The organism is Streptomyces sp. NPDC056486 (assembly GCF_042795295.1).
Lineage (GTDB): Bacteria > Actinomycetota > Actinomycetes > Streptomycetales > Streptomycetaceae > Streptomyces.
In genome coordinates this window covers 1-26078 of record NZ_JBHTSF010000128.1, presented here as the reverse complement: position 1 = coordinate 26078, position 26078 = coordinate 1, and the positions used below count along the sequence as shown (strand labels likewise).

The 26078-nt window shown below is 69.2% G+C and carries 23 protein-coding genes; all 23 read right to left on the bottom strand.

Going from position 1 to position 26078, the window contains the following annotated elements:
• Window positions 1–70: 70 nt before the first annotated feature.
• On the bottom strand, window positions 71–418 hold the full coding sequence (locus ACFQ7F_RS34750) for a hypothetical protein (RefSeq protein WP_383279513.1): 348 nt from the start codon (window positions 416–418) through the stop codon (window positions 71–73).
• Window positions 419–467: 49 nt separating this feature from the next.
• On the bottom strand, window positions 468–3788 hold the full coding sequence (locus ACFQ7F_RS34745) for a hypothetical protein (protein WP_383279511.1): 3321 nt from the start codon (window positions 3786–3788) through the stop codon (window positions 468–470).
• Complete coding sequence (locus ACFQ7F_RS34740) at window positions 3788–4240, bottom strand: TadE/TadG family type IV pilus assembly protein (RefSeq protein WP_383279508.1); 453 nt, start codon at window positions 4238–4240, stop codon at window positions 3788–3790. Before ACFQ7F_RS34740 ends, ACFQ7F_RS34745 begins: the two co-directional genes overlap by 1 nt.
• A 1-nt stretch (window position 4241) precedes the next feature.
• Complete coding sequence (locus ACFQ7F_RS34735; RefSeq protein ID WP_383279505.1) at window positions 4242–4688, bottom strand: TadE family protein; 447 nt, start codon at window positions 4686–4688, stop codon at window positions 4242–4244.
• A 5-nt stretch (window positions 4689–4693) separates the two neighbouring features.
• Window positions 4694–5041 (bottom strand): TadE family protein, encoded by a 348-nt coding sequence (locus ACFQ7F_RS34730; RefSeq protein ID WP_383279502.1) that lies wholly within the window; start codon window positions 5039–5041, stop codon window positions 4694–4696.
• An 80-nt stretch (window positions 5042–5121) separates the two neighbouring features.
• Window positions 5122–5325, bottom strand: a complete 204-nt coding sequence (locus tag ACFQ7F_RS34725; protein WP_383279499.1) for a hypothetical protein — start codon at window positions 5323–5325, stop codon at window positions 5122–5124.
• A 25-nt stretch (window positions 5326–5350) separates the two neighbouring features.
• Window positions 5351–6238: a hypothetical protein gene (locus ACFQ7F_RS34720; protein WP_383279496.1), complete on the bottom strand. Its 888-nt coding sequence runs from the start codon at window positions 6236–6238 to the stop codon at window positions 5351–5353.
• Entirely contained in the window at window positions 6235–7179 is a 945-nt protein-coding gene (locus ACFQ7F_RS34715) for a type II secretion system F family protein (RefSeq protein ID WP_383279493.1), read from the bottom strand. Before ACFQ7F_RS34715 ends, ACFQ7F_RS34720 begins: the two co-directional genes overlap by 4 nt.
• Window positions 7176–8696 (bottom strand): CpaF family protein, encoded by a 1521-nt coding sequence (locus ACFQ7F_RS34710; protein WP_383279491.1) that lies wholly within the window; start codon window positions 8694–8696, stop codon window positions 7176–7178. The genes ACFQ7F_RS34715 and ACFQ7F_RS34710 overlap by 4 nt, the downstream gene beginning before the upstream one ends.
• On the bottom strand, window positions 8686–9516 hold the full coding sequence (locus tag ACFQ7F_RS34705) for a hypothetical protein (RefSeq protein WP_383279488.1): 831 nt from the start codon (window positions 9514–9516) through the stop codon (window positions 8686–8688). The genes ACFQ7F_RS34710 and ACFQ7F_RS34705 overlap by 11 nt, the downstream gene beginning before the upstream one ends.
• Entirely contained in the window at window positions 9513–10223 is a 711-nt protein-coding gene (locus ACFQ7F_RS34700) for an SAF domain-containing protein (protein ID WP_383279485.1), read from the bottom strand. The genes ACFQ7F_RS34705 and ACFQ7F_RS34700 overlap by 4 nt, the downstream gene beginning before the upstream one ends.
• A 21-nt stretch (window positions 10224–10244) precedes the next feature.
• Entirely contained in the window at window positions 10245–10634 is a 390-nt protein-coding gene (locus ACFQ7F_RS34695; protein ID WP_383279482.1) for an ATP/GTP-binding protein, read from the bottom strand.
• A 449-nt stretch (window positions 10635–11083) separates the two neighbouring features.
• Entirely contained in the window at window positions 11084–11704 is a 621-nt protein-coding gene (locus tag ACFQ7F_RS34690) for a hypothetical protein (RefSeq protein ID WP_383279479.1), read from the bottom strand.
• Window positions 11705–11974: 270 nt separating this feature from the next.
• The gene (locus ACFQ7F_RS34685; RefSeq protein ID WP_383279476.1) at window positions 11975–12601 is read right to left on the bottom strand and encodes a hypothetical protein; all 627 of its coding nucleotides are present in this window, start codon (window positions 12599–12601) and stop codon (window positions 11975–11977) included.
• The gene (locus ACFQ7F_RS34680; RefSeq protein WP_383279473.1) at window positions 12598–13698 is read right to left on the bottom strand and encodes an NlpC/P60 family protein; all 1101 of its coding nucleotides are present in this window, start codon (window positions 13696–13698) and stop codon (window positions 12598–12600) included. Before ACFQ7F_RS34680 ends, ACFQ7F_RS34685 begins: the two co-directional genes overlap by 4 nt.
• The gene (locus ACFQ7F_RS34675; RefSeq protein ID WP_383279470.1) at window positions 13695–16151 is read right to left on the bottom strand and encodes a hypothetical protein; all 2457 of its coding nucleotides are present in this window, start codon (window positions 16149–16151) and stop codon (window positions 13695–13697) included. The genes ACFQ7F_RS34680 and ACFQ7F_RS34675 overlap by 4 nt, the downstream gene beginning before the upstream one ends.
• On the bottom strand, window positions 16148–16510 hold the full coding sequence (locus ACFQ7F_RS34670; RefSeq protein WP_383279467.1) for a hypothetical protein: 363 nt from the start codon (window positions 16508–16510) through the stop codon (window positions 16148–16150). Before ACFQ7F_RS34670 ends, ACFQ7F_RS34675 begins: the two co-directional genes overlap by 4 nt.
• The gene (locus tag ACFQ7F_RS34665; RefSeq protein ID WP_383279464.1) at window positions 16507–19122 is read right to left on the bottom strand and encodes an ATP-binding protein; all 2616 of its coding nucleotides are present in this window, start codon (window positions 19120–19122) and stop codon (window positions 16507–16509) included. The genes ACFQ7F_RS34670 and ACFQ7F_RS34665 overlap by 4 nt, the downstream gene beginning before the upstream one ends.
• A complete protein-coding gene (locus tag ACFQ7F_RS34660) occupies window positions 19119–19703 on the bottom strand; it encodes a hypothetical protein (RefSeq protein ID WP_383279461.1) in 585 nt (194 codons plus the stop codon). Before ACFQ7F_RS34660 ends, ACFQ7F_RS34665 begins: the two co-directional genes overlap by 4 nt.
• Window positions 19700–20029, bottom strand: coding sequence for a hypothetical protein (locus tag ACFQ7F_RS34655; RefSeq protein ID WP_383279458.1), 330 nt, complete (start codon window positions 20027–20029; stop codon window positions 19700–19702). Before ACFQ7F_RS34655 ends, ACFQ7F_RS34660 begins: the two co-directional genes overlap by 4 nt.
• Window positions 20026–21126, bottom strand: a complete 1101-nt coding sequence (locus ACFQ7F_RS34650) for a conjugal transfer protein (protein WP_383279455.1) — start codon at window positions 21124–21126, stop codon at window positions 20026–20028. Before ACFQ7F_RS34650 ends, ACFQ7F_RS34655 begins: the two co-directional genes overlap by 4 nt.
• A 917-nt stretch (window positions 21127–22043) precedes the next feature.
• Window positions 22044–23456: a DUF2637 domain-containing protein gene (locus tag ACFQ7F_RS34645; protein WP_383279453.1), complete on the bottom strand. Its 1413-nt coding sequence runs from the start codon at window positions 23454–23456 to the stop codon at window positions 22044–22046.
• 131 nt (window positions 23457–23587) lie between these two features.
• Window positions 23588–25777, bottom strand: a complete 2190-nt coding sequence (locus tag ACFQ7F_RS34640; RefSeq protein ID WP_383279450.1) for a type IV secretory system conjugative DNA transfer family protein — start codon at window positions 25775–25777, stop codon at window positions 23588–23590.
• Window positions 25778–26078 lie beyond the last annotated feature (301 nt).

Below are 26078 nucleotides of genomic sequence, written 5' to 3'. Positions count from 1 at the left end.
GGCCAGGCGGCCGGGCCCTCTCTGTGCGCAGTACCGTGCAGCACCACGTGATCAGGTCTCGCGCTGGAACTTACGCCAGGTCTGAGACGGGGTAGGGGCCTCCCCAGTCCCATGCCCCGTCATCGTCGAGGTCTGCCATGAGGATTTGGTCCTCGTCGCCGTCGTTCAGCTTCTGCCGTACCTTGCTGATCTTCACCAGCAACGCGATGTGAAAGGTGCCCGGCACGGGCGGCACCGTGCTGTGGAGTTCTTTGCCCGGCGCATGGTCCTGGTGAACGATGTGGAGCGTCTTTTGAGACCGCAGAGTTGCGGTGACTCCATTGCCGTCTGTAGCCAGATCGGTGATGTCGTCAGTGCGGACGAGCGTCGACTCGTCAGCGAAGCGAGAGCTCGGCCCGAGCACCCAAATATCTGTCATCTCATCCCCCCGTAGAGCTCATCATTGTGGCGGCTACCGCATCCGTCCTCTACGCGCTGCGGCTGCTCATGATCTCGTCGTATACCTGTTCTGTCTCTGGCTCCATCCCCACGTCAAGACGCTGGTTCACACCTCTGAGCGTCTCGTACGCGGTGCGCACGCCCCGGTGGTTGGCTGCCTTGTCCTCGATGAGCATCCAGTCCTGATAGAGCAACTCGGCGCTGTCGTCGATGTCCAGCCCGATGCGTACGGCGCGGCGGGCGGCGTCCAGGTCGGGGCGGGGCGCGGTGCTGTGCCAGGTCGCCAGGGTGTGGGCAACATCGGTCACGCGGACCAGTATTTCCTGTATGCGGGCGGCGGCCCATGTGAGGTCGGCGCCGTCGAACGGTCGGCCGCGGACGAGGCCGAGGGCAGTCTCCAGGTCGGCAATTCCGGTGGTGGGGCCCTTGGCGAGTCCGCGCTTGGCGAGCTGCTGGAATCGGTCCCAGTCGGACCGGACCTTGGGTGACAACCGGTACGTGCCGGTGCGGCCCTTGGGGAGGTAGAGGTTTCCGTCCGCGTCGGCGCCCAATCGGTTCCGCAACTCGGAGATACGAACCTGCAGCGTCTGCTTGGACCAGGGGCTACGGGGGTCCATCGCTTCGCGCGCGGTGTCGATGGTGCAGCCGTCGGGCTTGAAGTGCAGGAGTGCGGCGAGCAGGGCAAGTTTGAAGCCGTGGCCGCTGGCCTGGATACCGGTGACGGTGACCGGACCGAGGATCTGGATTTCCGGGGCGTCGGGGTCGAGGTCCGTGGGGTCTTCAGTGTCCGGCTCGGTGCCCTCCGCCGTGGGCGTGGCGAGATTCCGCGGAGTGGCTGGCAGAGTGCCGGCGGCATCGGCCGGGTTCTCCTGCGGGGCGCCGGGGGTGAAGACCTGTACGGAGCTGGGTGAGGTAGTGGCGTCGGCCGCTGCGCTCAGCGCCGTGAACGGCGCCTGAGGTACGACTGTCAGTCCTGCGAAGGCGCCCGCCGGGGAGCGGCCACTCGACGAGTCCCGCGCATCGAGCGGGCCGGGCGGCACGAGCTGCCATGAACCCTCGGCGGCGCGTGCCGGTTCCTCGGCCGTGTGCAGAACCTCAAGAAATTCGCGGTACTCCTCCTGCGTCAACGACCCCCGCGCGATCACGTCGCTATCAAGGGCGTCGAGACGCTGGGGGGCCTCCGCACCAGCCGTTAGGCATTCGGCATCGGGGAAGGCGCCGCGTGCCCCCTTGGCGGGGAGCACCAGGGCGACGGGAAGGTCTCGGGCCGTGGCGAGGGCGTCGGCCAGGTGCTGGGCGTCGTGCGGGGTGGCCTCGGCTGCACAGATCAGCAGCCACGGCAGCGGATCGGGCTGTTCGTCGTCCTGCGTCTGTTGGTGGTAGTCCAGGAGGAGCTCGCCGAGCTCGCTCTGTGCGGCGCGCAGGTGCGGGACGACGCGCATGCGCCCTTGGGGCAGTAGGGCGGGCAGTTCGCTGCCCAGGCCGACGGTGAGGATCTCGGCGTGGTCACACCATGCGCTGGTGGCGGCTTCCAGGGCGATGACGCGGGCGGTGTCGCGGACATCCTCGTCGTCTCCGTCGAGCAACAGGCAGCGCACGGCGGGCAGGTTGAGCAGCATCTGGCTGCCGTCGGGCTCGGTGCCGAGGGTGACCAGGCCCGGGTAGGGGGCCGGGGTGTCGTGGGCCTCGGTCGAGGTCAGCAGTGGGTGCGTCTCGTCGAGCTTCCAGCGGCCGTCAGCTGCCGCCGTGAACGGGGCGAGGGGCTCGGCGGCCTCGGTATCGAGTAGGAGCTCCACGGTGCGGGCGGTGACCCTCGCGCCGCGCACGGCGGGCAGGTCCAGGTTCTGGCGGGCGGCGTGATGGCCCAGGGTCCGCAGCGCGCGGTCGAGGAGGTCGACGCTGCCCGGTTCGGCGCTTGCCTCCAGTACCTGCTCAAGTCGGACGCCCTCGGCGGGCATGGCGATGGTCTCGCCCGGCTTGCGGCGGCGGCGCTGCAGCAGTCGTTTGACGCCGAGCGCGGCGAGCAGGCAGCCCGCCAGGAGCAGGCCGATCCCGGCGACTTCGCGTACGCCGACCTCCGACTCGTCCGAATCGGCGGACGCCGCAGGCTCCCGTTCGGGAACGCTCGGCTGTGACGGCTGTGACGGCGAGGGGTTGGCAGGCTTCGCGGTGGGTGCCGATGGCGACGCGGCCGGTTCCTTCGGCTTCGCCGACGGCTTCGGTGCTGCAGGCGGCACGTGCTCCTCGCGATCGCTCCCCTGATCCCTGTCGTCCTTCGGCGGCTGCGCGGTGTCCGGCTTCTCGCGGTCCTGGTCCGGTCGGCTGGAGTCAGCAGCGCCGGGCCCCTGCTCCGGGTCGGCCTCGTCGTTGCTGCCGCCGGGTGCCTTCGCGTCCGGCTTCGCGGTGTCGGAGGGCTTGTCCGGTTCAGTGGGAGCGGCGGGCTGGGGGATCGTGAGCTTCCAGCCCGCGCGGAGCTCGTCGGGGTCGGTAAGGGTGGCTCCGTCGGACTGCGGGGCGTTGCGGTTCTCCTCGAAGATCCTCGGGTATTCGGCGCCGTCGCCCAGTTCCTTCTCGGCGATGCCCCACATGGTGCCGCCGGGCGTAACGGTGACGCTGCGCGCCTCCTGCTGCGGGGCCGGGGTGTTGGCGTGCTCGGCGGTGGTCTCGGGCATGCGCAGCTGCCAACCCGGCTGCAGGAACGTGCTGGCGTGGAAGGCGCTGCCGTCGACCATGGTGCGGCCGTTGTTCAGCTGGGCGATGTCGCGCCAGCGTTCACCGTCGCCGAGCTCCTTCTCGGCGATGCTCCACAGGCTCTCGGCCGGGCGCACGTCCCGGACGGTGTACGTGGGTGCCCCGTCGTCCACAGTGGTTGCGGCACGGGCCGCGGGCATCGGCTGGGGTGTCTGCGGGGCCTGTTGAGCTTGGTGGCTCGCGGCGACGGGCGGGACGGCGTTGGCGGGGCTGGCCAGGGCGGTGCTGGTGGGCAGGAGGACCAGGATGCTGCCGACCAGGACGGCCGCCAGCCGTTGGGAGGATCCCAGCCCGCGCGGTGCCCGCCATTCGCGGCCGCGGAGTTGGGCCGGGATCTCCCGCAGGGTGCAGAACGTGAATTGAGCCCACCCGAGCCACGCCACCGCGACGAGTACCAGGAGGAAGGCGCCGCCGGTGTCCTGCCGGTCCAGCAGATGGGACAGATCATCGTGACTGGTCTCCCACACGACCGGGGTGACCTTCACGAGCAGCAGCGGCAGGCCTGCGATGGCAGCGGCCAGGACGGCGAGGCTGGCCAGGGCACGCAGCACCGCGGCGAGGGTGCGGCCTGGGCCGGTGGGTGCGGCGTTGGTGCGCATCACGGTCCTTCGGGTGTGGTGACGCCGTGCAGGAGGGTGGCCTCCCCGTGCCCGGTCACGGCCATCGAGCCGATGCCCGCGACGGACAGGAATTTGGTGGCGTAGCTGTCGTTCGTGGTGACGGTCAGCGTCTTGCCGTCGGCGGAGACGATGGCGGTTCCGGCGATGCCCGCGGAGCTCAGGTAGGCCTGTGCGGCGGCCTGGGCGGCTTGCGGGTCCACGGTGATGGCCTCGCCGGGCACGGCCTGGGCCGGGTCGATGGCCTGTCCGCCTGCGCGTGCGGCCTCGGTGGCGATGAAATCTGCGCTCTCAGTGGCGCGCATCTTGCCGCCGCCGTCGATGGCCAGGCCGATAATGCCGAGCAGCGCGATCACGCAGACCGCCACGAAGACGGTGATGCCGCCGCGGTCGTCAAACCGGGATGCTGCAGGCCGCAACCGGGGACGTGTCATCTCAGCCCTGCCCCCTCTGCCTGTACTGATCAACAACTGATGTGGCTGTTGCCTCCAAGGTGCGGGCCCCGGGGGCGCCGGGCAGTAGAAGGTCCGACAGGTTGACGGTGCAGCGCACCGTCGCGGAGACGGTGGCCACCTGACCGATCGGCACGTTCAGCCCGCCGGTGTTCACGGTCACGCTGGTGCTGGCGCAGGAGATGCCCTGATCGTCCAGGGACTCCGTCGCCGCCGTGCGGGCTGCGCCCTGGGCGTCGGCCGCGGTGCGGTGGATGGAGGCCTCGCGCGCCGCGTCCTGCGCCGCCGCGTCGATCTTGGATCCGGACATGACCAGGCGGCCCCCCGCGATCGCCAGGCAGACAAAGACCAGGAGCGCGGGTAGCACGATGGACGCCTCAACGGCGACGCTGCCCGCGTCACGGGGCGCGGAACGGGCCCTGCAGAACACCGATTTCACTCCCCTGGGACGGTCCAGCGCTCGACCGGACCGGATGCGGACTGGGTGATGCGCAGGCCGGGCACGCCCGGCAGCATCGACTGCGCCGTACCCGACACCTGAACGCGCACCCGCTCGCCGGTGCTGCCCGCCGCCACGCTGGAGCCCATGAGACTGTCGCCAGCAGTACGGGAGAGCACTTCTCGGGCACGCTGCGCACCGTCACCGGGCCCGGCCTGGTAGGAACGGGCCGCGCTCAATCCCTCGCGGGCGGCGGTGAGCGCGATCTCGCGGGCGAAGTACCACATCGAGGCCTGGATGACGGCGATCGCGACGAGCAGCACGAACGGAAAGATGATCGCCATCTGGATGGAGGAATCCCCCCGGTCATCCCGCCACATCGGGCCGCTTCCCCGAGCGGTGGGGAGTGGTATGCGCCGCTGCATCAGATGCCGTTCAGCTTGCCGTTGTACTTGGCGACGATCACCGCAATCGTCCCGGCGATGACAAGCGCGCCAGTCACGGAAGCCACCCAGATGATGACCGTGGTGATGCTGATGTCGCCGCGCTCCGGGCGCTTCTGCGCCTCCTCCAGGCGGGCGCCAAGCTCGCGGACGAGACGGTAGGTGCGGTGGGCGGTGTACTTCATGGATGTCAGCTCCAACGTCTTTCGATCAAGTGGTCAGCATGCGGATCACTGCGGGGAACGCCATCAGCAGCATCACCTGCACCGCGAGGAGCGCCCCGGGGGCGGTCATCTTCTCGCTCGCGGCGTTCGCCTCGGTCGCCTGAGCGGCCAGCAGTTCGGGGTTGAGCGCGGCGCTACGGGCCCGCAGTTGCTTGTAGACGGCGGCCCCATCGGTCGAGGAGCCGCGCATCATCTCCGCCAGGTCCCCCAGGACCGGCAGGTCGTACTCCTCTTTGAGGTTCGTGAGCGCCTGCCACGGGGGGATCTTCTCCAGGCGGGCCCGCATCAGTGCGCCCTGGACATAGACGAAGGGCCAGCCGCGGCCCACCTCTGCCGCCTTTTCCAGGGCCGTGGTGGGGCCGGCATCCGATGCCCGCTTCAGGGCGACGAGTTCGAGATAGGCCGCCATAGCGTGCGCGAACTCCTCCCGCGCCCGCTTGGCCTTGTCACGTACCGACAGGTCCGGGGTGATCCACAGCAGCCCCGCAACGATCAGCCCGAACACGGCCGGGACGTAGAACGGGAGCGAGACGCCCGCCAGGATCCAGGGGATCGAGACCACGACGGGGCACAGCAGCCCCGAGGCGGCCAGCGCTGCCTTCTGCAGCATGAAGCGGCCCGGCCCCTGCCCCAGCAGGGCCAGGTTCTGCGTGGGGATGCGCACGCCCGGCAGCCGTCCCAGGCGGGCCAGCAGCCAGCGCCCCCACACCTCGTCACGGTCCAGGACCGGCTCGGGCAGACCGGCCAGACTGCTCTGCTCGGTGCGCTGCAGAGCCACCGCCAGGGCGGGCTGCGGGCGCAGCAGTTCACGCGTGAGCAGCGCGAGCCCGCCGCCGACGGCAGCGCCCGTAAGCACCATGGGCATGATGTTCATCGGGCACCCGCCATCTCGGTGACGTGATCGGGTGTCGTGACCGTTGCGGGCAGCCGCACCGTGCTGCGCGGGTCACGGGTGAGGAACCGCGGAATACGCCGGTAGTGGGCCAAGTGCCGCATGAGCGCCAGCGTCCCGATGAACCCGACCGTGAGCATCCCCAGCACCAACTGACCCAGCAGCGTGGAGTACGGGGCCGTGTAGGACGGCACGAAGAACCCGGCCACGATCACCCCGAGGGTGATGATGACCATCCACCGCATCGTGGTGCGCGGCTTCTCGCGGTCCGCTTCCGTGTCCCGCTTGCCCGCCACCTCCGAGCGCACCGTGCCCGCCAAGTCCTCCAACGCCTGCGCCAGGCCGGGCCCACGGTCAGAAACCGACAGAATCAGCGCCGCCACGACCTTGTCAGCGGTGATGTCATCGAGCTCGTCGCCGAACGCCCGCAGCGCCTCATCCGGACGCCAGCCCATATGCAGCCGGTCCGCGAGCGTGCCGATCTGCTCGGCGAGCTCCTCCGGCGCCCCCTTCCGGCTGGTGATCATCGCCTGTTCCAAACCCATGCCCAACCGCAGCAGCCCGGCCAGCCGCTGGGTCCACTCACTCAGGCCCTCCAGCTGTCCGATGCGCACCTTGGCCGCCTGCGCCGGAGACAGCAGCCACGGCACGCCGATGACGGCCACACCGATCAACAAAGCAGCCGTGAAATTCCCGGAGAGGAGCCAGATGACCAGCCACAGCACCACGGCGGCACCGGCCTGGGTGCGCCGCCGCATCTGCGACTCCTGCGTACCGGCCTGCCACGCACTCACGCCCTGCCGCAGCCGCCATCCGGCGCGCGAATCCTGCTTTGGCTCGGTGGTACCGACCACACCCCACACGAGAGCCGCCAGACCGCCCGCCGTCACCATGCCGGACACCAGCGCCCACACCAACGTCATGCGCTGCTCACCACCTTCAGCGGCAACGGCTGCGCCCACGCCCCATAGGAGTGCTGCAGCAGCTCGGAGTTGAAGCCCACGCGGCGCAGCTCGTCGATGCACTCGGGGTGCGTGCCGGTGGGGACCGCCCGCTCCTCGCCAACCGTGCGGTTGGGGGCGAAGATGTCGTTGGTCGCCGGGCGACCGCTCTCGGCGACGCCCGTGATCTCCACGATGTGGGAAACGAATCGGTGACGCCGTCCCCCGATCTTCGTCTCGTCGATCATGGAGACGAACACGATGAAGTCCAGGCCGTTGGCGATCTGCCGGTAGGCGAGCCGCTCGGACAGGTTGGGCTGGGTCAGGGCATACAGCTCGGCGATCCGGTCAAAGACGATGTCGGGACGCCGGGCATGGATGGTGCACAGGTTGCCGCCCGCACCGTTGGTCAACGCCTGCATCATGGCCACGACTTCCGGACCACGCACCTCGCCGACGACCATCCGCTCCAGCGACATACGCAGCGCGGGGTGCATCAGGTCAAGCAGCGTCACCTCACCGGCACTGCGCCCGCTGGCGCTCACCTCGCCGTTGCCCTCGCGAGCAACGAGCGAGAGAGCTTGGCTGTGGTATCCGTCCTCGTGGGCGAACAGCTCGTCCTCGGTCTGGATCGTGGCGAATCGCTCACCCGGGTCGAGCTCCTTGAGCAGTGAGCGCAGCAGGGAGGTCTTACCCGCCTTCTGCTTCCCGGCGATGATCACGTTTTTCTCGGCCTTCACACATGCCCGCAGGAATTCGACCAGGATCGGGTCAATGGTGCCGAGCTCGACCATGCCCTCCAGGTCCGCGCTCCGAACTCGGTGGCGGCGGATCACCGCGTACGTAGTAGGGCTGACATCCGTGATGGCCTGCAGCCGCGACCCGTCTTTCAACGACAGGGCCAGCAGCGGGTTAGCCGTCGAGATGGTCCGCTCTCCGTGCCCGGAGTCGCGGGCCAGCTCGCGCAGGAGCTCCAGGAGCTCCTCCTCGGAGTCCGCGATCGCACCGACCCGCTGACGCTCCCCGTCCCCGTAATCGAGCCACACCTCGTCAGGGCCATTGATGAAAATGTCCTCGACCCGCGGGTCGTCCAGGTAAGGCTGCAGACGACCCGCACGGAACAACAAGTCATACACCGCGCGCCGCAGCGCATCGTCCTCGACCGCGGTCGGACTCACCCCGCGCTCGGCAGCCGCGGCACTCGACCACAGCGCCACCTCGTCATTGATCCAGCCCAGACAGCGCTGCTCCTCGCTCGCCTTGTCCAGCGTCGGCTCGCTCTTGAGCAACTCCTCGCGCTTCCTGGCGACCAGCGCCTTAATCTGCTGGGCCACCTTCTGATCTACCAGCGCGCGCGGCACCCCCGCGCCGGGCGCCGGCACCTGAGTCCCGGACGAGGCGCGGTCTGCAGGGCGACCGTTCGCCCAACGGGCGCTGAGAGGCTGGCCGTTGACTTGGGGGCGCACTGTCGGGTCAGTGTGCACCGGCCTAGCGCGCATTGTTCTCCTCCAGTCCGGGCGGCCCGGCGAACCGGGGTGCCAGCCGGGCGCGGCGCAACGCGGCCCGCTGCTCCAGGACCGTGCACGCCGAGCGGGCGGCCTTCATCAGGGACGTTCTCGTGAAATTGCGGGGCTGCTCCGCCCCGTCGGAGAGGACTCGGGCTTCGCGCGGCGCGTAGGGCAGCGTGGCCACCACCGGGGCACGCAGCACCCGCTGCACCTCTCCCGCGGGATTGGGGCCCTCGTCGATCATCAAGATCCCCACGTTCCCGACGCGTTCCTCCAGTGCCTCAATGCGGGTCTGCGCCGCCTGCAAGCTACGGACCGTATTGCGGACGACGACCAGCAGGGCGTCCGCGCGCTGCGCGAGCACCGCCGAGGGGCCAAAGGCCCCGTTGCGGCCCAGGTCGATCAAAACGTCGTGGGCTTGCGCGGGCTGCTCGCCGATACCGGAGAACAAGCGGGCCAGGTCCTCCCACGCCGGGCCGAGACCGGCCGACTGGGCGGGGTTGGTCACGCCGGGAAGAACCAGGCGGTCACGGGTCTCCTGCTTTCCGTCCTCGGCGCTCACATCGATCAGCTGCCGCCAGAACGCCTCGACCATCTCGCCCTTGCGTGAGGCGACCGACAGGTTCCGCAACCCGTAGCGGTCGCCCAGGCTGCCCTGCAGCAGCCCGTACAGCACAGCACCACCGTCCGGGTCGCACTCGGCGAGCACCATCTTGCGGCCCGGCTGCAGCGGCCAGGACAGCAACAGCGCCAGCGCGCTCGTCGTCACCCCCGGCGAACCGCTGCATCCCGCCAGCGCGATCACGCTCACTTCTTGCCGCCCGGCGCATCGATCACCAGACGCACGCTGTCCGCCGACACCCACGCGGCCAGACGCGACGCGTCCGCGGCCTGCGTCGCGACGTCGACCACCACCACACCGGTACCGGGTGCGGCCTTGCCCGCCTTCACCACGCGGGCCGCGATCGACTCGGGCGTCTGCGACTCCTTCGCGTCCGCTGCCTCTTCGCCCTGAGCGGCAACGTGCTTCAGGCTCAGCTTCTGCCCCGGAACCAGTGCTGTGGCAGGGACCTGCTCGGGCTTCAGCCCGATCGGCACCAGCTGCTCACCGGCATTGACCAGGGACCGGGACGTCACCTGTGAGCGATTGAGCAGCGAGCCCGGCCGCAGCTCCACCGCGGCCCGCTTGCCCACGATCGAGTCGAGGTCCGAGGCCTTGACCGCTTTGACCGCCGGGTCCAGAGCGATGGACGCCTGCCCCAGATCCGCCTCGGTCAGGACCTCACCGACCTGCACGTCACGTGTCACCGTCACAACCTGCGTACGGTGCCCGGCCTGCATCACCAGCACCACAACGCCCGCTCCACCGGCAGCGATCAGCGCCAGCGACAACGCGATCACACCCGGCCTGCGCCGACGTGCGGACACCCGCGGCGGTGCGACGGGACCGGACGGCTGCCCTTGCGCCGGGATGCCGGCCACTGCGGGCCCGGCGGCGCGTTCCTTTGTCTTGCTCACGTTCATCCCTCCGAAGGGGCGCTATCCGACGACCTGGACTTCGCCGACCGCCACCTGAACCTGCGTCTCACGGACCTCGGTCAACTCCCCCGCTTCACCGCCGCCACCGGTGACCTGCCAGTCGATGGCCCACGTCGACGTCGCGTTCAACTCGAACTTCCCGCCGGGGGCCTTCGCAGAAGTCTTGGTGTAGCGGTGGCCGCAGCTCGGCGAGTCCGTCATGCCGTACGACTTCTTGTAAGGCGTCCCGGGCCCAGTGCACGTCTCCGTGGCGCCGTCCCCCAACCGCCAAACGATCTTCTTCACCTTCGCCGTCGCGGTGACCGTCACGCCGCCTGCCGTGGCCGACGCTGTGTTCGGCCCGTACGTGGTCGGCGACTGGTGCACCCACAGCCACAGCGGCACCCCCACCACGTACTTCCCTGCCGCGCGTGGACTGGCAACGTCAGGGCCAACGAGCTTCATCTTGTCGACGGCCGTCTGCGCAACGACAGCAGGGTCAATCTGTGGCGGGGCTTCGCCCTCAGCGACTCCAAACCCAATAGTCGGAGCGTTCTCACCCTCCGCGGTCTTGCAGGTTCGGGTATACGCGGTCTTGCCTTCACCCTGGTACCACTGGCTGCCGGGAGGAGGCTGCTCCTCCATGCGCTCCACTGTGCATTTCGAAGGCTTGCCGCCGCCTCCACGAGACTTCCCCTGCCCCTTGCCGGAGGAGCCGGGCAACTCTCTTGCTGGCGTTTCATCTGTCGTGGCCTCACACCGGATCCTGATACTTGTGCTGGTGCAGCCGCTAGAAACGGGCTGGGCCACGGCCACAGCAGGCAGAAGAGTCAGTACGCTCACGGCGCCGATAGCCGTACTCAGCAGGCGCGGTCCTGCGGCTTTTCGACAACGATCTTCCACTGCTTCCCCCACTTCTCGGCCTGGATCTCCGTCACGTAGCTCTTGAGCCTGTCCTCAGGCATCGCTACGGCCTTGCCGGACTTGCGGTAGACGAACTTCCAGTTGCTGGTGTCCACGCAGTCGGTCAGTTCTGCCGAAGGAACCTTCTTGTCCAGCTTGATGCCGGTCACCTTGACCTCATGGGTGGGCTCGCCTGTCGTGACGATGCCCTTCTCCTTGAGGCCCTTGAGGTCGTTCTTCGTCTGAGCCCAAGCCAACGCAGCGCTGTATGTCGACAGCTTGGTGCCCTTGGGATCCGCCTTGGCGTAGGCCTTAACCTGCTCATCCCACATCCGGGCGTACGCGTCCGTTACAGCCTTCTCGGCTACCTCGCGCGAACTCAACGAGGGCTCGCTTGTCGCTGAAGGGCTAGACGATGACGCCGACGGGCTCGTCTCGGGGGCCTTGCCTTCGTCACTGTTGTCCGAGGAGCCGCATGCCGTCAGAGTCACCGCGGCGCAGAAGGCGACACCTGCCGCCACCGTCCGATTTCGGAAGCGAACAGCGGCATATTCCGTCAGTCGTTCAGCGGGCTTCACGGTGCCTCCCCGTATGTCTGTGTTGTGAACAAGCGGCTTGTGTAGGCGTAGCGCTGGGCGCTGGGCGCCTGCGCAGCATGGTCAAGCTGCGGTGATGCAATCTGTAGCGAAGAGGCTACGCATATGCCTTACAACTTCCCAACGGCTATCGGAATTTAAAGGTTCGCAACTCGGGGCGTTTTAGGTCACAACGAATCACAAAGGTCGACAAGTTGCTCTATGCGTATGTGACTTCGCGGCCTCGATCTCGCGACAGTGGGTGTTCCGTCGTCATCTCGTGGGCTCCCAGTCGCCGCTGTGGAGTTCGAGGAGCACCTGGGCGCTCCGCCCGTCCTCTTCTCGCCCCGAGGGATCGGTGCCGGCCCAGACGAGCCGGACGCGCACGCGGTCTGTGTCGCCGCTCGCTGTGCGAGCGATCCCGGCCTGGATGCGGACGTCTTGGTATGGCGCGCGCAGTGCCTGATCCCCGAAGTACTTGGGCCACTGACCGCGGTCCCTTCCTGTGGTCTCGGCCCGCCAGATCCGGGAGGCGAGGGTGACGAGTTCCTTCTCCTGTGCGCGGGGCAGGTCGGCGGGCGAGGCGCGGTCTAGCAGCTGCTGGACGGCGTAGTCACCGGCGGGGCCATCTCCGGGAACCATTGCGTCCGTGGACGGCTGCACGGTTCTGGTGGGTTCCTTGCTGGGCTTCGGGGAGTGCTCGGCGGCCGGGGTGCTCGATGCTGTCGCACGCGTGGGGTGGGGCGTGGCTGTGGTGGCCGGGGCTTTGTTGTTGGCGACGTCGCCTGTCCGTGGTGCGGTGTCCGGGCGGAGGAGGGCGAGGCCGAGCAGTACGCAGGCGGCACCGGCCAGGAGCGGCAGGACGTAAGTGGGCTTCCGGGTCGAGGAGTTGGTGTTCATAGGAGGCGGGCACCTCCGGCGTAGCCGTGATCCCAGATCTGTTCGGTCCGCACGTGGGTTCCGGGCTTGGCGGCGTTGACCATCTGTCCGCCGCCGAGGTAGATGCCGACGTGGTAGATCCCTCCGCCGTTCGCGGCGAAGAACACCAGGTCGCCGGGGTTGAGGGCGCCGACGCCTCGGCTGGCGGGGATGCGTTTGCCGCTCTTGGCCTGGGCGGCTGCGGTGCGTGGCAGGTTGATGCCGACCTGGGCGAAGGCGTAGGTGGTCAGTCCTGAGCAGTCGTAGCCGGTGATGGCCGCGCCGGATTTGCCGCTTGGGGTGCAGCAGATGCCGGGGCTGGGGCCCTTGGCGGTGCCGCCGCCCCAGGAGTAGGGGGTGCCCTTCTCGCCGAGTGCGGCCTTGATGACGGTGCGGGCATCGCCCGTGGCGTCTTGGTCAATCTGAATTGTGCCGTTGCCGAGTTGGCTGTACCGGTCGATGTGTCCAAGGACGTCGGCCACATAGGCGTCACTGTGGTTGTACTGAAAGATCGCGGCCTTGAGCTGGCTCCGGTCGGTGAGGTTGCGCCCTTTGCCGCAGAGGTAGACCGCGGCGCCCAGGGCGGCGTCGTCCGCGTTGTGGGGGTCCTTGGCTCCGTCACCATTGGCGTCACGGCCGCTGCCCTGCCAGGTCGCGGGCAGGAACTGGAAGGGTCCCACCGCCCGCTCGGCGTCGGCCGTGCCATCCCATTTGCCGCCGTCGGTGTCCTGAAAGACGCTCGTGTTCCCGCCAGCCCCTGACCCGTTGAGCACGACTCCCAGGATCCTCGGGCGGATGTCGCCGTTGGCCGCGACCTTCCTGCCACCCGCATGGTTGGACTCGATCTTGGCGATCCCCGCCAAGATCGACCATCGCATGCCCTTGCACTTGGGTACCTCGTCCGGCAGGAGGGATGCCGCGTTCTGATAGGCGGCGAGCATCCGCTGGGGGATGCCGGACACCTTGCCGACGGTCTCCATCGCGGGCGTGGTCGGCTCGCGGGCGATCATGACGAACACGAGCATGACCGGGCAGAGCAGCAGGCCGAGCAGGATGGTGACGCATCCGAACCGCTTCATGCGTCACCCCGTCCATCTGGATCCCGGGGACGGCCGAAGACGATTTCGTCCCAGGTGGGTACGCCCTCGCGACGCTCACTCTCGCCTGTACCTTCGCGCCGCGGCGCCTCGAAGAGAGGGCCGGGCTCCTCCCCCGCGCCCGGCTCCCACGGGAAGGTGGGCATCCAGACGTCGTCAGGCACGTGGCCTTCCGGGGTGGCGGGGCCGCCGAAGTATCGGGGCCTGCCGGTGTCGTCGAGCCAGGTGTCTTGCCAGTCGTGCAGCCGGGTGGCGTTCTGGATGGGCTGGGCCACGGCCTCGTAGGTGCGGCGTACGGGACTGGTGATGTCATCCAGTCCGGCGCGGGAATCGGCCTTCCACTTGGCGGCAACGTTGCCGTAGTGGGCTCCCTGGCGACCGACTTCCTGGCTGATGTCGTCGGTCAGTTGGCTCTTGGCGCGGCGGACCCGGGTCCACGTGGCCGGCAGGCCGACGGTGCTGTAGTACGCCGCCTTGCTGGTGCCCACCAGGACCCGGCCGCCACGCGTGCGCTTGAGGCCCGCTTCGAGGCGCGTGCCGATGGGGTGGATGCCGCCCTGCCCGCCGCCGCTGATCACTTTCCCAGTGCGGCCGTCGATGACGGTCGGCTGCGGCTTTCCGTCCGGGCCCACCGGGCTCGTCTTCTGGTGCGCGCGGGGCGGGCCGATCAGTGCGGTGTGCGCGGCGCGCAGGCCGAGCTGCACGGGCGCGAAGGCGCGGCGGCCCTCGGCGCGGGCTTCGGCGAGGAACGCGCCGGGGTGGCCGGGCATGCCGGTGGGGTCGCTCAACGCGTTCATGCTGGCGGCGAGTCCGGCGTGCCGGTTCATGAAGCTGAGGTGCGCGGAAGAGCCGCCCGCTCCGGCGCTGCCGCCGTAGCCGAGGGAAGAGATCGCGGAGGCGGTGGCGGCGGCCTGCTCGCCCATCATGTGGCTGCCGCCGATCTTCGCGAAGCGCATGCGCTGCGCGAACCGGCGCCCCATCCCATCACCGCTGCGCAGCATCTTGCGGTGCAGGGCGAGTGCGGTGATAGCCAAGCCGTCCAGCATGAAGAGGCGTTCGAGCATAGGAGTGCTGTTGTCGGTCAGGAGCGCTTGGGCGGCGACACCGAACAGCGGGATGAAGACGGAGACGCCGAACAGGACGATCGCGGCCGAGGCGTAGATGCCCAGCCACTTCCACAGCGCGGCCCGGTTGGGTCCGGGCAGCAACGCCCAGGCGAGAACCCCGAGAGCGACGACAGAGGCGACGACGCACCCGAACTGCGCGGCAAGCATGGCGAAGGCCATGGAGATGATGACTGCGCCGATGATCAGTGAGGCGATCAGGACCATGACTGCGCCGAAAACGCGTGACCAGGACATCTCGTTCATGTATGCGGCAACGGCCTCCCCCTCCTCCCCCTTCTTCTCCATCGCGTCCACCGTGCCGAATTTGCCCTGTCCCTTTTGGCAGTACTTATTGGCGGGGCCCTTGATGTGGTCGCACTTGTCACCGGCGCTGCCCGGCTTGGGCGGGCTGATCCTGTCCTTGTGCGGCTTGTAGAGCGGACTGTCCTTCTCGATGATCCGGCCGTACTGCAGGAGCATGTACGGCTGGACCACGAGCGTGGTGGTCAGGGTGCGTGTGATCGGCTTGGAGACGTCCGCGGCGATCGGCTTGCGTTCACCGGTCAGACAGACTTGCTTGGCAGGCCCGGCGATCGCATCGCATGCCTTCTTGTCCTTGGCCGACTTGCCGCCGCTGCTGGCGTCCTCGGCGTTGGCCTGGCGGCAGGCGTTCTGCGCGGCCCCGGCGATCATGTCGCACGGGTCGGCGCCCTTGGCCTTGTCGCCGCCGTTGGCGGTGATGGTGGCCGCCTCCAACGCGGCTCGCTGGGTCTGCTGCAGCGGTCCGTCGTAGCCGAGCAGCATCGCCGGACGGACGAACGTGGTGGCGGCGAGTGCGGCGATCATCAGGGTGAGCAGGATTTCCCCCGCGCCGCGGGCGACCCTCCCTCGCATGATCAGGACCAGGCCGAAGACAAACGCCCACGCCAGGAAGATTCCCGCGATCCCGAGGGGGCCGATGATTTCCGTCTGGTAGGCGTCGGAAATGTCCTGGGCGGGACCGGCGAGCTTGTCCAACAGCGGAAACGCATACACCCAGTCGACGAGCCAGCAGGTGAAGCCGGTGATCGTGCGCGAGAGGGCGAAGATGCCGGAGGTAAGGAAGGACTGCACGCTTGCGATGACGCCGCCGGAGCCACCGGTGGTGAACTCGTAACGGTCGATCGGCACGCCCTCGGGCGTCTTGACGTTGAGCGGGTCGAGCAGCTCCCCGGACGAGGAGCCGCCGTCTGCGGCGAAGGACGGAACGCTGCTGACCACCAGGAGGAACACGGTCAGTGCGGCGACGGTCCCGGCCGGTGTCCACCGGGTGCGGCTGCCGGGTTTCATGGGTGCCTCCGGGGCTGGCGCAGCAGGACGGCGACGCCGAGCGCGGCGGGGATGAGCAGGAGCACGCTGGTGCGGGTGAGGCCGTCGCCCGGGGAGGAGGGCGGGGGTGTGGTGTGCACTCGCTGGCAGTGCTCTTTGACCGGGCCGACGATCAAGTCACAGGGGTCGTCGGGCGAGTCCGTGACCGTGACGGCGTGCTGGGTTGTGGCCGTGGCCGCGAAGGCGTCGCCGGTCCTGGGCCACCAGACCTCAAGAACGCCGGGGCCCAGGACGAGGCCGGTCACGAAGCTGGCCGCGGCCAGGAGGACGGCCAGGGCGAGCGTGACGCGGCGCGCGGGGCGAGAAAAGGTGTCACTCATCGCGTGCTCCCGGCGGGCATGGCGGCGGCTTCGGGGTTCGCTGTGCTGTCAGTGGGGGTGGTGAAGATTTCCGCCATCACCCGCTGGACGCGCGGCACCAGGACCTTGAACCGTCCGATCTGCATGCGCGGGTCGCGGCCGAGGATCTCGCCCGCCCTCTCCGCCTTGCCGAACGGACTCAGGTCGTTGGTGACCATGCGGACCAACTCGTCGTCATCGCCGGGCAGTCCGAGCCATTCCAGGCCGCGCGCGGCAAGTACCGGGTCGGCCGTGCGGGAGAGGAAGCGGTAGGCGAGCAGTCCGCGGGCGGTGCTGGTGCCCAGCTCCCGCACGTCGTGACAGCCCAGTCCCACGCCCGCGCCGTGCTTGCGGCCGTCATAGACGATCTCGTCGACCAGGGCCTGCCCCTCGGTGGAGGAGGTGAGCCAGTACGCCTCATCGAGGGGAATCAGCGTGAACCGGGGGTCGGTGAACGCGGTTTCGCGGGTGATCGCGGCGATCAGGTACAGCACGGCGCGGCCGATCAGCGCCTCCAGCGGCTGATTGCGCATCAACTCCGGGTCGGTCACCGCCTCCCGGGGAGGCAGGGTGAGGCCGGTGGTGGTGATGACCACGAAGTCGCTGGACATGCCCGACGCCAGGTCCAGCGGCGGCAGCTCGGGGTCGAACACGGCTGCGGCGAGCGGTTCATCGGCAGCGACCTGCAGCCACTCGACCAGGGAGGCCGCCCGTTGGGCGCGGGGCCCCTCGCCCTGGGCCATCTCCTCCAGGGCGATGACCACCTGCGCCATGCACCGGAACGAGGACTCGGCGGCCTGTGTCACCGCGGCCTTGAGCAGAGCCCCGTTCTCGGTCATCGGTCCTACGCCGAGCTGGACGGTGAGGTAGCTGAGCGCGTAGCGGGCGCCCACGGCCGGATCGGAGAAGACGCGCAGCGGGTCAATGGAGAGCTGCGCTTTCGCCGCGTCCACGACCTGGCAGCGGCCTTGGGCGGCGCTCTTGGCGAAGCGCGCCCATTCGCGGGACTTGGTGCGGTCGATCGCGATCACGCGCCCGCCGCGGTCGACGATCGAGGACGCAATTTGCTTGAGCATGAAGGATTTGCCGCCGCCCAGGTCCCCGGCGATGGCGAACGACGCGGACGCGTTCTGTGCGGGCGCGTTGGCGATGTCGAGCAGCGTGGGGGTAACGGTGCCGACGTCCTGCGAGAAGCCGATCATTGCGCCGGTGGGGTCGCCGAAGCTGTGTCCCGTGACGGCGCCGTGCATCGCCCAGTCCTCGCCCAGGTGGTTTTGGGTGTACTGGCGCGTCACCGGCGGTGTGGCCGTGGCGGGCAGGGTGAGGGTGAACAGTTCCTCCTGGCCGCCGACGGGGCGCACCAGGCGGTAGTTCGCCCCGCGCAGTCGTGCTTGCAGGGCGCCGGCACGTCGGTCGCACTCCTCGGGGGTGTCACCCCAGACGGTCATCACGGTGATGGACTGGACCTCGACCTCGACGCTGGTGCGCGCCGCGCGCGCTCCGAGGTCGCCGAGGTCCTCGGCGGCATCGTGTATGGCTTCGGGCAGTCCGGTGTCGCGCTGTGCGGCGTACTGCTCGGCCTGGTCGACGAGGTCTCTCTTTTTCTTGGTGACCTCTTCAAGGACCTTCTCGGTGGGCACCGTCTTGAGGTCGGTCACCCAGTCCACGCCGAAGGGCAGCCGGTCCAGCTGCGCGAGGAAATCGCCGCTCGCCGCGGAGAACTTGCGCGGCATCTCCGCCAACGCCAGTTGGGCCTGATACGAACAGCCCGCTTCGGATTCCACCTGCAGCCACCGGCGGCCGACCACACCCCCCTTAAGGGTCTTGCCCCGCTTGGAGCGCGTACGGGCAGGCTTCGGCCCCGGGGTGCGGGCGGGGTCTTCCTGCCCGCCTTCCAGTAGCCGAACGTGGCCGAGGTCCGCGTGCGCGGGTGCCCGCAGGATGCCGCTGACCAGATGACTGCCGCGCATCCCCGACCGCTCAGACTCGCCCAGCAGCGGCTCGTCCAGACCGCGGGCGATGGCGTGCTGGTGCATCCATACGACCTCTGCCGGACGGGCCGGGCGCAGCTCAAGGCCGCCGCCGAACTCCGCCGCCAGCTGTCGGGCACGTTGCTGGTACTCGTCCACCTCGTGGGCGGGTACCGGCGCGGGGGGCAGACCCAGCGTGGCGGCCAGTTCCGACCACGCCGAGGCGAAGGCGGCGGACAACTCCGCGCGACGCCCGCCGGTTTCCAGCGGGACGGACAGCCACAGGGTGCGCCGGTGCATCTCCACCGGCGAGGCCAGGTCTTCGCCCGCCAGCAGCCGCAGCTGGGCATCGGCGACCTCGGCCCAGTGCGGGTGCCGCTTGTAGTCGACCCCGGCGACCGTGCGCGCCACGACTTCGCCCGGGTCGACGCGGGCACACAGACCATAGAGCCGTGCGGCGCCGGGCAGGGACCGCACCAGAGAGGTGACGCGGTTCTGCAGTTCCTCGCGGGTGCGCTCGTTCATGTAGCGCCCGCCCTGGGGAGTGATGGCCCAGATCGCCGAGACGGTGCCGGTGGTCGACCACACGATGTTGTCGACGATGTGGCGGATCGCGAGTTTCATCGCTGTACCTCTCGCTTCTCCTGGAGCAGTTGCTGAAGTGGCGTCAGTGCGGGCCGTGCGGCGGGCGCGGTGGGCGGGGTTGTCGAGCGGCGCCGGTTTCGACGCCATGTCGACGTCCCGGGTGCGCGCGGATTGCGGCGCGGCTTGGGGGCGCGGGCCGGGCCAGCGGCCTCCTCGGTGGCGGGGGCCGAGCGCACGGTCTCCTCGACGAGGAGGCTGCCGTGCATCGAGTGCGGACGGCGCGGGCGTACGGTGTGCCCGCCGATCCGACCGGCCTGGGGCTGCAGGGCGAACTGCAGCCACCCGTAGGCGACCCACAGCGGGGACCGGCCACCCATCCGGGTTGCGCGCACGCCCCACACCAGGAACCCGAGGCCAACCACTGGCAGCGGGCCCAGCGGCGACCACAGAGAGAACGTCTTGACCAACACGAAGACGCCGCCCGCCGCGATGGTCAGCTGCGCGGGGGTGTACGGGCCGAGCGGCAGCGTCCAGTCGCCCACCTTTCCCAGGGCCCACGGGTAGCGGCGGGCGCGGGTGTAGGTGCGGCCGATGCGCACCGGCGCGGTGGCAGTGCTCATGCGCTCTCACCGGCCGGAGTGTGCTGCGGTGTGGTGCTGCCCGGGTGCAGCGGCGCGGGGGCGGGCAGGGGGGCGCCGAAGTCGGAGATTTCGTTCGAGAAGTAGCCGGAGATGTCCTCTCGGCTGCTGTAGATCGAGGTGGCGATGATGAGGCCGAGGAGGGCGCCGATCCCGGCTTTCATTGAGAACTTCTGGCAAATCTTGACGAGGACGATGCCGAGCAGGACCAGGGCGAGGCCCTTCTCAGCCCATCCCGTACCCAGGTCGAAAAGGTGATCGCCCATCTCCTCGAACTCAGCCGCCATGACGAGGGAGTCAATGTTCATCGCGAGACCTTCCAACCTGCCGTGCGGGCGTCGGCGGCCACGGTGGTGACCTGTGCGGGGGTGGCACGCCGGGCGGTGCCCGGCGCGGTGGTGAGGCTGGCGTGCGTGCCGCTGGGCTTGGTGTGGCCGGTGTCTTCCAGTCCGGACTGCAGGGCAGTGACCTCCCACCGGCCGTCGCGGGCCGTGAGGTTCAGCGCGTAGGACAGCGGCCACTCACCGCCGCTCGTATCGCGTGCGGTGGCCTGGACGAGCACCCGCACCGGCGCACCGTCGGCGCCCGCTTCCCCGTCCGTGCTTTCCTGCGCGCGGACCTCATCGACCTGCACGGCCTCGAACGGGGAGCCGCCGAGCGCGGGCAGCGTGACGCCCGGCGCAAGGTAGCGGTCGGCGCCCTCCTCGGCGCCGAGATAGGCCCCCAGGAACTCGCCCGCCGTCACGGCCAGGGCCGACTCGTCGCGCAGTTGCGTGCCGTATGGCGAATCCGGCTCGTCCAGCGCCTTAGGGGCCGCGACCTCCATCGGGGCGGCGGGTACGACGAACCCCTGCGCGGTGCCCGGTCCCTTGCCGGTGTCCTTCACGACGAGCGGCAGCGCGAAGTACCGCACGGCGGCCTCTTCCGCGGCACCCGTCTGGCGCGCCTTGAAGCGGACGGCGACGGTGACCGACCATGCGGCGCCGCCCTGGTGCACACGGCGCACCGTGGCCAGGCGCTCGGCCACCGGGGCGCTCTTGCCCCACGAGGGCGGCTGAATGGACGGCGCCATCGTGCGCAGCTGCTGTGCCGCGGCGCTCTGCTCGTCGCTGCCGCTGCGCAGCCACAGGTCGAGGAACAGCTCCGCGAATCCCGCCGGGTCGGCCGCGGGCACCTTCTCGTCGGCGGCTCGGGTCACCGGCGCGGGCTGGGTGCGCACGACCGCGTCGGGGCGTGCGCAGCTGGCGATCAGAGCGAGCGGCCCGGCGGCCACCGCGACCCACACCGCCGTGCGCACCAGTGCGGTGCGGCGCATGGGCAGCGAGCGCGTACGTGCCGGCGAACTGGCGGCGGGCTCTTCCGTCTTCTGTCCTCGCCGTTCTCGGCGCGGGGATGAGGCGGGCATGGATGGCTCCTCGTGGTGCTGGGGGAGGTTGTGCCATCACTGTTCGTCGCGGCGCTTACCGCCTCGCTTGCCACCAGTGGCCCAAATCCGTCACAAGGGCATAACTCCTGCCGTGGTAAGCGGGCTCTGACCTGGTGGTAAGTGCCGTGGTAAGTGCGCCTAGTCGTGGTAAGTGCGGTGCTCAGCGCACTCACCACCGCAGGCCGGGCGCGGTTTCACTCGCAGGCGGCGGGGCGGCAGGCATACCGGCGCTCAGCCGTGCGCGCTCGTCGTCGACGTCGCTTCGTGCGCTTCGGAACTCGCTACACGGCCCCGGCGTGAACGGCGGGGCCGTGGCCGATACGTCGGGAGCGGGAACGCCGCGAGCGGGTGCACGCCGCTCCCCCGGTTGGTCATCGCTGCCGACCGGAGCGGCCACCCCCGGGATCATCGAGCGGCGGCGATGCGCAGTTCCAACGCGCCCTGATGACTCCGCCGTCGCGCAACGGCCCTCGTTCCAACGGGGGGCCAGCCTGCCCATTCCAACGCGCGCGCTCGTGCCGTCCGGGGCACTGCATCGCCGTCCCACTCGCGCGGTGACGGACGCGATGACGGACACGCGACGGGGGCGACGGGCCGTCTCCGCCGAGCGATGCATGGCCGGTTGCGTCGACATCACGCACGCCGACGAGTTGGAAAAATGCAGGTCAGAGCGTTTTCCAAGGGGTGACCGGAAGGGCGGCACGTGGGCGGCGGTGCAACGCTGCCCCGTCGTGGCCGGTGGACCGGTCACGGACTGAGGGCGGCGATGGCCACCGCAGCGACGAGCGGTGTGCGCCTCCTGTCATCGCTGCGGACGACCGATTACGTCGCGGCTGTTCCAACGGGAGACGCCCCGGATTCCTGGTGGAATCCGGGGCGTTCGGCTGGGTTGGAATTCACGCCTCGACGGGCCTCTTGATGGCTCCGAGGTACTTACGGACGGTGCCGACCTTGTAGCCGGTCACGTCGGCCAGCTGAGGCGCGAGCGCGTTCGCCGACATCTTCCGCCTCTGCTCAGGCAGGTTCCGGTAGTGCCACTCCACCAGGTCGATCCCCTTGAGATCGTCCGGATTCGCCGCAGTCGGCTCCTCGGGCTGTTCCTCGTCCGCTCCGCCGTCCTCGCCGGCACGCTCCTCGCGGGGAGACTCGGGTTCCTCATGCGCTGGTTCGCGGTCGGGTTCGCCGCCCTGGTCGGGGAGTCTCATCTGTACGACGACCCGTCCACTGCCGCCGGTGCGGTCGGCCGTCGCACCGGTCATACCAACCTGGCCGGTCTGAGCGCGGCTGAGCTCTTCTTCTCTCAACGCATCCAACTCTTCCAACTCACGCAAGACGTCCGGCCCCGGCTGTTGCCAATCCGTATTGGAGCCCAGCGCGGCGTCACCCGGCTGCGTGGTCTCCTCCCCGGTGGGCGCCTCGGCCTCGCGCGATGGCTCGGCCTCCTGCCGTGCGTTCGGCTCTTGGTGCTGAGGGTTGGTAAACCAGTGGCTGCTGTGCTCCGGTTCGGGCTCGGCCTGATCCACGGGGGGGCTGACGAGCGCGGGCATATCTTCCGCAAGGAGGGCGGGCGGCTGCGCCGGGTCCTTGATGCCCGCCGCCGCGAGCCCCGCGGGCGCGGTCTCCGCCAGCGGCACACCGAACCGTGCCAGGCGCAGCGGCATCAGGGATTCCACCGGGGCCTTGCGGCGCCAGTTGCGGCCGAAGCGGGCCTGGAGGCGGGCCTGGTAGATGAGGCGGTCCTGCTCCAGCTTGATGACCTGCTCGTACGAACGCAGCTCCCACAGCTTCATCCGCCGCCACAGCTTGAACGTCGGCACGGGAGACAGGAGCCAGCGCGTGAGGCGTACGCCCTCCATGTGCTTGTCCGCGGTGATGTCCGCGATCCGGCCCACCGCGTGCCGCGCCGCCTCGACACAGACCACGAACAGGATCGGGATCACGGCGTGCATGCCCACACCCAGCGGATCAGGCCAAGCTGCCGCACCGTTGAAGGCGATCGTCGCCGCCGTCAGCAACCACGCCGTCTGACGCAGGAGCGGGAAGGGGATGCGGATCCAGGTAAGGAGGAGATCGAGCGCCAGCAGGACGCAGATGCCCGCGTCGATGCCGATCGGGAAGACCACCGAGAAGCTGCCGAAGCCCTTCTGTTCGGCGAGCTTGCGCACGGCCGCGTACGACCCCGCGAAGCCGATACCGGCGATGACCACCGCACCGGCGACGACCACGCCGATCAGGATTCGGTGGGTCCGGCTGAGCACAATCGGCGTTTGGCCCTTAGCCGCAGTCACGTACTGCCGCCCCTTCTTCATCAACACTGAACAGGATTCACAATGTCACGCGCGTGCGACATTCGGCGCAGTGACCAGGTGTCAGCGTCCCTACCGGCACGCTGCCGTTGGCGAAGCGCCCCGGCCCGAGCAGGCCGGGGCCCAGTCACTGGTTATGCCTCGGCTTTGACCGCGTTCCAGGCCGTCAGCCATTCCGTCAGCTCGGGCTCGGTGTAGTACGTCACCCGGCCGTCCGTGATGCCCTCGGGGACGGCGATCCCCTTGCGCTTGGAGCGCTGCAGCAGGTACTTGCGGGCGGTCTCGTACCGCCACGGAAGAATGCCGCGCTTACACGCGTCGGCGAGGCTGAACGTGGCAGGCAGGGCGGCGTCCTCGGCCAGTTCAACGGCGAGACCTGCAGTCTGCTCGGCTGTCCCGGCTGCTGTCCCAGGGCACTTACCAAGGACGACTGTCCCGGCTCCTGACCTGGGAACACCCCCCACAACCCCCATGATCCTCCGCGCCGGGACAACGGTCCGCGTGAACGGTGCGAACTTGCCGCCGGGCAGGAACGCGGCAGCCGCCGCCTCCTCCTGCGCCTGGGCGAGCGCCCCGGGGGTGATCCACGGCGCCATCTCTCCCGCGTCGAACCACGCCGGAGCGTCGGGAGCCTCGGCCAGCAACTCCTCCACGTCCGGGGTGATGTAGGCGGCCTGGAACTCGCGCACCCACGTGTAGTCGCCCCCGTCGGGGTCGCTCTTGTTGTCGGCGTAGGCGCCGCGCCCCTTGACGTCGGTGTCGTACCCGAAGCGGGGCGCGTTCTGCCCGAACGCCACCCCCCAGCTCACCATGTCCTGCTTACCGATGACGAACTTCGTCCCGATCTGCTTACGGCCGATCGTGCCGCCGAAGAGGACGTTGTCGAACTGCTGGCCACCGACAACCACACGGTGATCGGAGGAACGCCCCATCATCAGAATGATGGTGAACCAGTCGATGAAGGGCGGCGCACCCTTCTGCCTGATGCCGTGCTTCCACCACGTGTACGCCATGCGGATCAGCGTGGGCAGCTCGTCGATCACCAGGAGACGCGGCACCAGCAGGGCGCGCAGCTGCGGGTCCCCGTCACGGCCCAGCGCCTTCTCTGCCGCGATCATCGACGTCATGAATTCAGCGAACGCCCCCATGCAGGCCCGGGTCGTCTTATGGATCCGCGCCCCGGAGAAGCCTTCCGCCTCGATCATAGAGTTGGACTTGTTGTCGAGGATGTCCACAACCCATCCGTTCTGACGGCCGTGGACCACCGGAATGTAGAGCATCGTCGACTTACCAGAGCCGGTGTCGCCCGCCACCCCCCAGTGCGGGGTGGCGGTTTCGGTGGACACCACCACATCGACGATGCGGTCACCTTCAATGGCCTGCCCGACGAACACCCTGAAGGGGTCCCCGGTCGACTGCCACGGCACCGAGCGCGCCAACTGCGGGCGCGGCTTCGGAACGGGCTTCGGTGTGAACTCCACGTACGGGTTGCGCCCCCTCTGGGAGTACGCGGCAGCCCACTCGCCGGGCAAACGAGTGTGCACAGCGTGCGCGAGGCTCGCGCGTTCCTTCTCGGAGCCGAGCCACTGCAGAGGCAGACGGACCAGGACGCGCGAGTCGTCCCCGGACAGGTCGGTGGACAGGTTCAACCAATAGGCCTCCCCGCGCTCCTGGTCCTCGGCGGACAGGCGCAGCAGCTGGACCAGGGCCGCCCACAGACCGGGGCCGTAGGTCTGCGCGTCATCCGTGCGGGGGCGACGGCAGCAGCGGATCGCCACCAATGCGAGAACCACGGAGACGACGGCCGCGAGAGCCGACCAGAGTGGTGAGACGAAGTACCCAAGGGTGGCCATCACCGCGCCTAGCCGGACCGCCGACCGCGCCGCGCCCGGCCACTGATGCCAGGCGGCCAGTCTGCCGGCGTCGACCCGCGCAGTCTTGGGACCACTCGCCGCAGAGTTGAGCTCCCTCACGGCCGCCGCACGGTCAAGTGCCACGCCGGGCCGCAGGAAAGTGGCGGTACTCAGGGCTTCTCCCCATAGTTGCTGTCCGGCGAGAAACCGCCCGATCCCCTCGACCAGTCCACCCACAGCAACGGTGAGGCCCTCGCCGAACGCGTCAGCCACTCCGTCGAGGCCTGCGCGTGGCTTCTTGTTCTGTGCAGCCAGACGTCGTGAGCCGATTCCGCACACGGCGACGAGTACGGCAACCGCGCTGATTGCCCAGACTTCCAACTCGGTCGTCGTGCGGGGAAGGAATGAGACCAGCCATGCGCCGAACTGGTCGCTGGCGCTGCCGTCTCCGCTATCCGCCCTGTTCTGCACCGAGCTCTCCTTTCGCTGGTGAGGAGCCCGCCCCTTTCGGCAGGGCTCTGGCGGATGATGACCGAGCGCCCTCACCACGGCGCTGACCATGAAGACCTGCCAGCGATCACAGACGGGTCTCAATTCCGGTGGTAAGCGGAGCGGGCCGCGTGCTTGGCGGGCGGCGCCGTCCGACCGGAGTTCAGCTCAGTGCCCACACAGACACACTCAGGCGGCAGTGTCGGTGTCTCTCCGCGAGGCACGGACACTCGACCCGGTGGGGTCGGAACGCACAAATGCCCGGCTCCCTCCAGGCGGAGGG

Bases quoted from the DNA above. Each gene is read 5' to 3' on its own strand.
- ACFQ7F_RS34660 (WP_383279461.1), bottom strand. From the start codon at position 19,703: ATGAGCACTGCCACCGCGCCGGTGCGCATCGGCCGCACCTACACCCGC.
- ACFQ7F_RS34745 (WP_383279511.1), bottom strand. From the start codon at position 3,788: ATGCGCACCAACGCCGCACCCACCGGCCCAGGCCGCACCCTCGCCGCG.
- ACFQ7F_RS34730 (WP_383279502.1), bottom strand. From the start codon at position 5,041: ATGGCGATCATCTTTCCGTTCGTGCTGCTCGTCGCGATCGCCGTCATC.
- ACFQ7F_RS34650 (WP_383279455.1), bottom strand. From the start codon at position 21,126: ATGCCCGCCTCATCCCCGCGCCGAGAACGGCGAGGACAGAAGACGGAA.
- ACFQ7F_RS34715 (WP_383279493.1), bottom strand. From the start codon at position 7,179: ATGACGTTGGTGTGGGCGCTGGTGTCCGGCATGGTGACGGCGGGCGGT.
- ACFQ7F_RS34725 (WP_383279499.1), bottom strand. From the start codon at position 5,325: ATGAAGTACACCGCCCACCGCACCTACCGTCTCGTCCGCGAGCTTGGC.
- ACFQ7F_RS34665 (WP_383279464.1), bottom strand. From the start codon at position 19,122: ATGAAACTCGCGATCCGCCACATCGTCGACAACATCGTGTGGTCGACC.
- ACFQ7F_RS34655 (WP_383279458.1), bottom strand. From the start codon at position 20,029: ATGAACATTGACTCCCTCGTCATGGCGGCTGAGTTCGAGGAGATGGGC.
- ACFQ7F_RS34685 (WP_383279476.1), bottom strand. From the start codon at position 12,601: ATGAACACCAACTCCTCGACCCGGAAGCCCACTTACGTCCTGCCGCTC.
- ACFQ7F_RS34645 (WP_383279453.1), bottom strand. From the start codon at position 23,456: ATGAAGAAGGGGCGGCAGTACGTGACTGCGGCTAAGGGCCAAACGCCG.
- ACFQ7F_RS34720 (WP_383279496.1), bottom strand. From the start codon at position 6,238: ATGAACATCATGCCCATGGTGCTTACGGGCGCTGCCGTCGGCGGCGGG.
- ACFQ7F_RS34750 (WP_383279513.1), bottom strand. From the start codon at position 418: ATGACAGATATTTGGGTGCTCGGGCCGAGCTCTCGCTTCGCTGACGAG.
- ACFQ7F_RS34675 (WP_383279470.1), bottom strand. From the start codon at position 16,151: ATGAAACCCGGCAGCCGCACCCGGTGGACACCGGCCGGGACCGTCGCC.
- ACFQ7F_RS34670 (WP_383279467.1), bottom strand. From the start codon at position 16,510: ATGAGTGACACCTTTTCTCGCCCCGCGCGCCGCGTCACGCTCGCCCTG.
- ACFQ7F_RS34740 (WP_383279508.1), bottom strand. From the start codon at position 4,240: ATGACACGTCCCCGGTTGCGGCCTGCAGCATCCCGGTTTGACGACCGC.
- ACFQ7F_RS34680 (WP_383279473.1), bottom strand. From the start codon at position 13,698: ATGAAGCGGTTCGGATGCGTCACCATCCTGCTCGGCCTGCTGCTCTGC.
- ACFQ7F_RS34710 (WP_383279491.1), bottom strand. From the start codon at position 8,696: ATGCGCGCTAGGCCGGTGCACACTGACCCGACAGTGCGCCCCCAAGTC.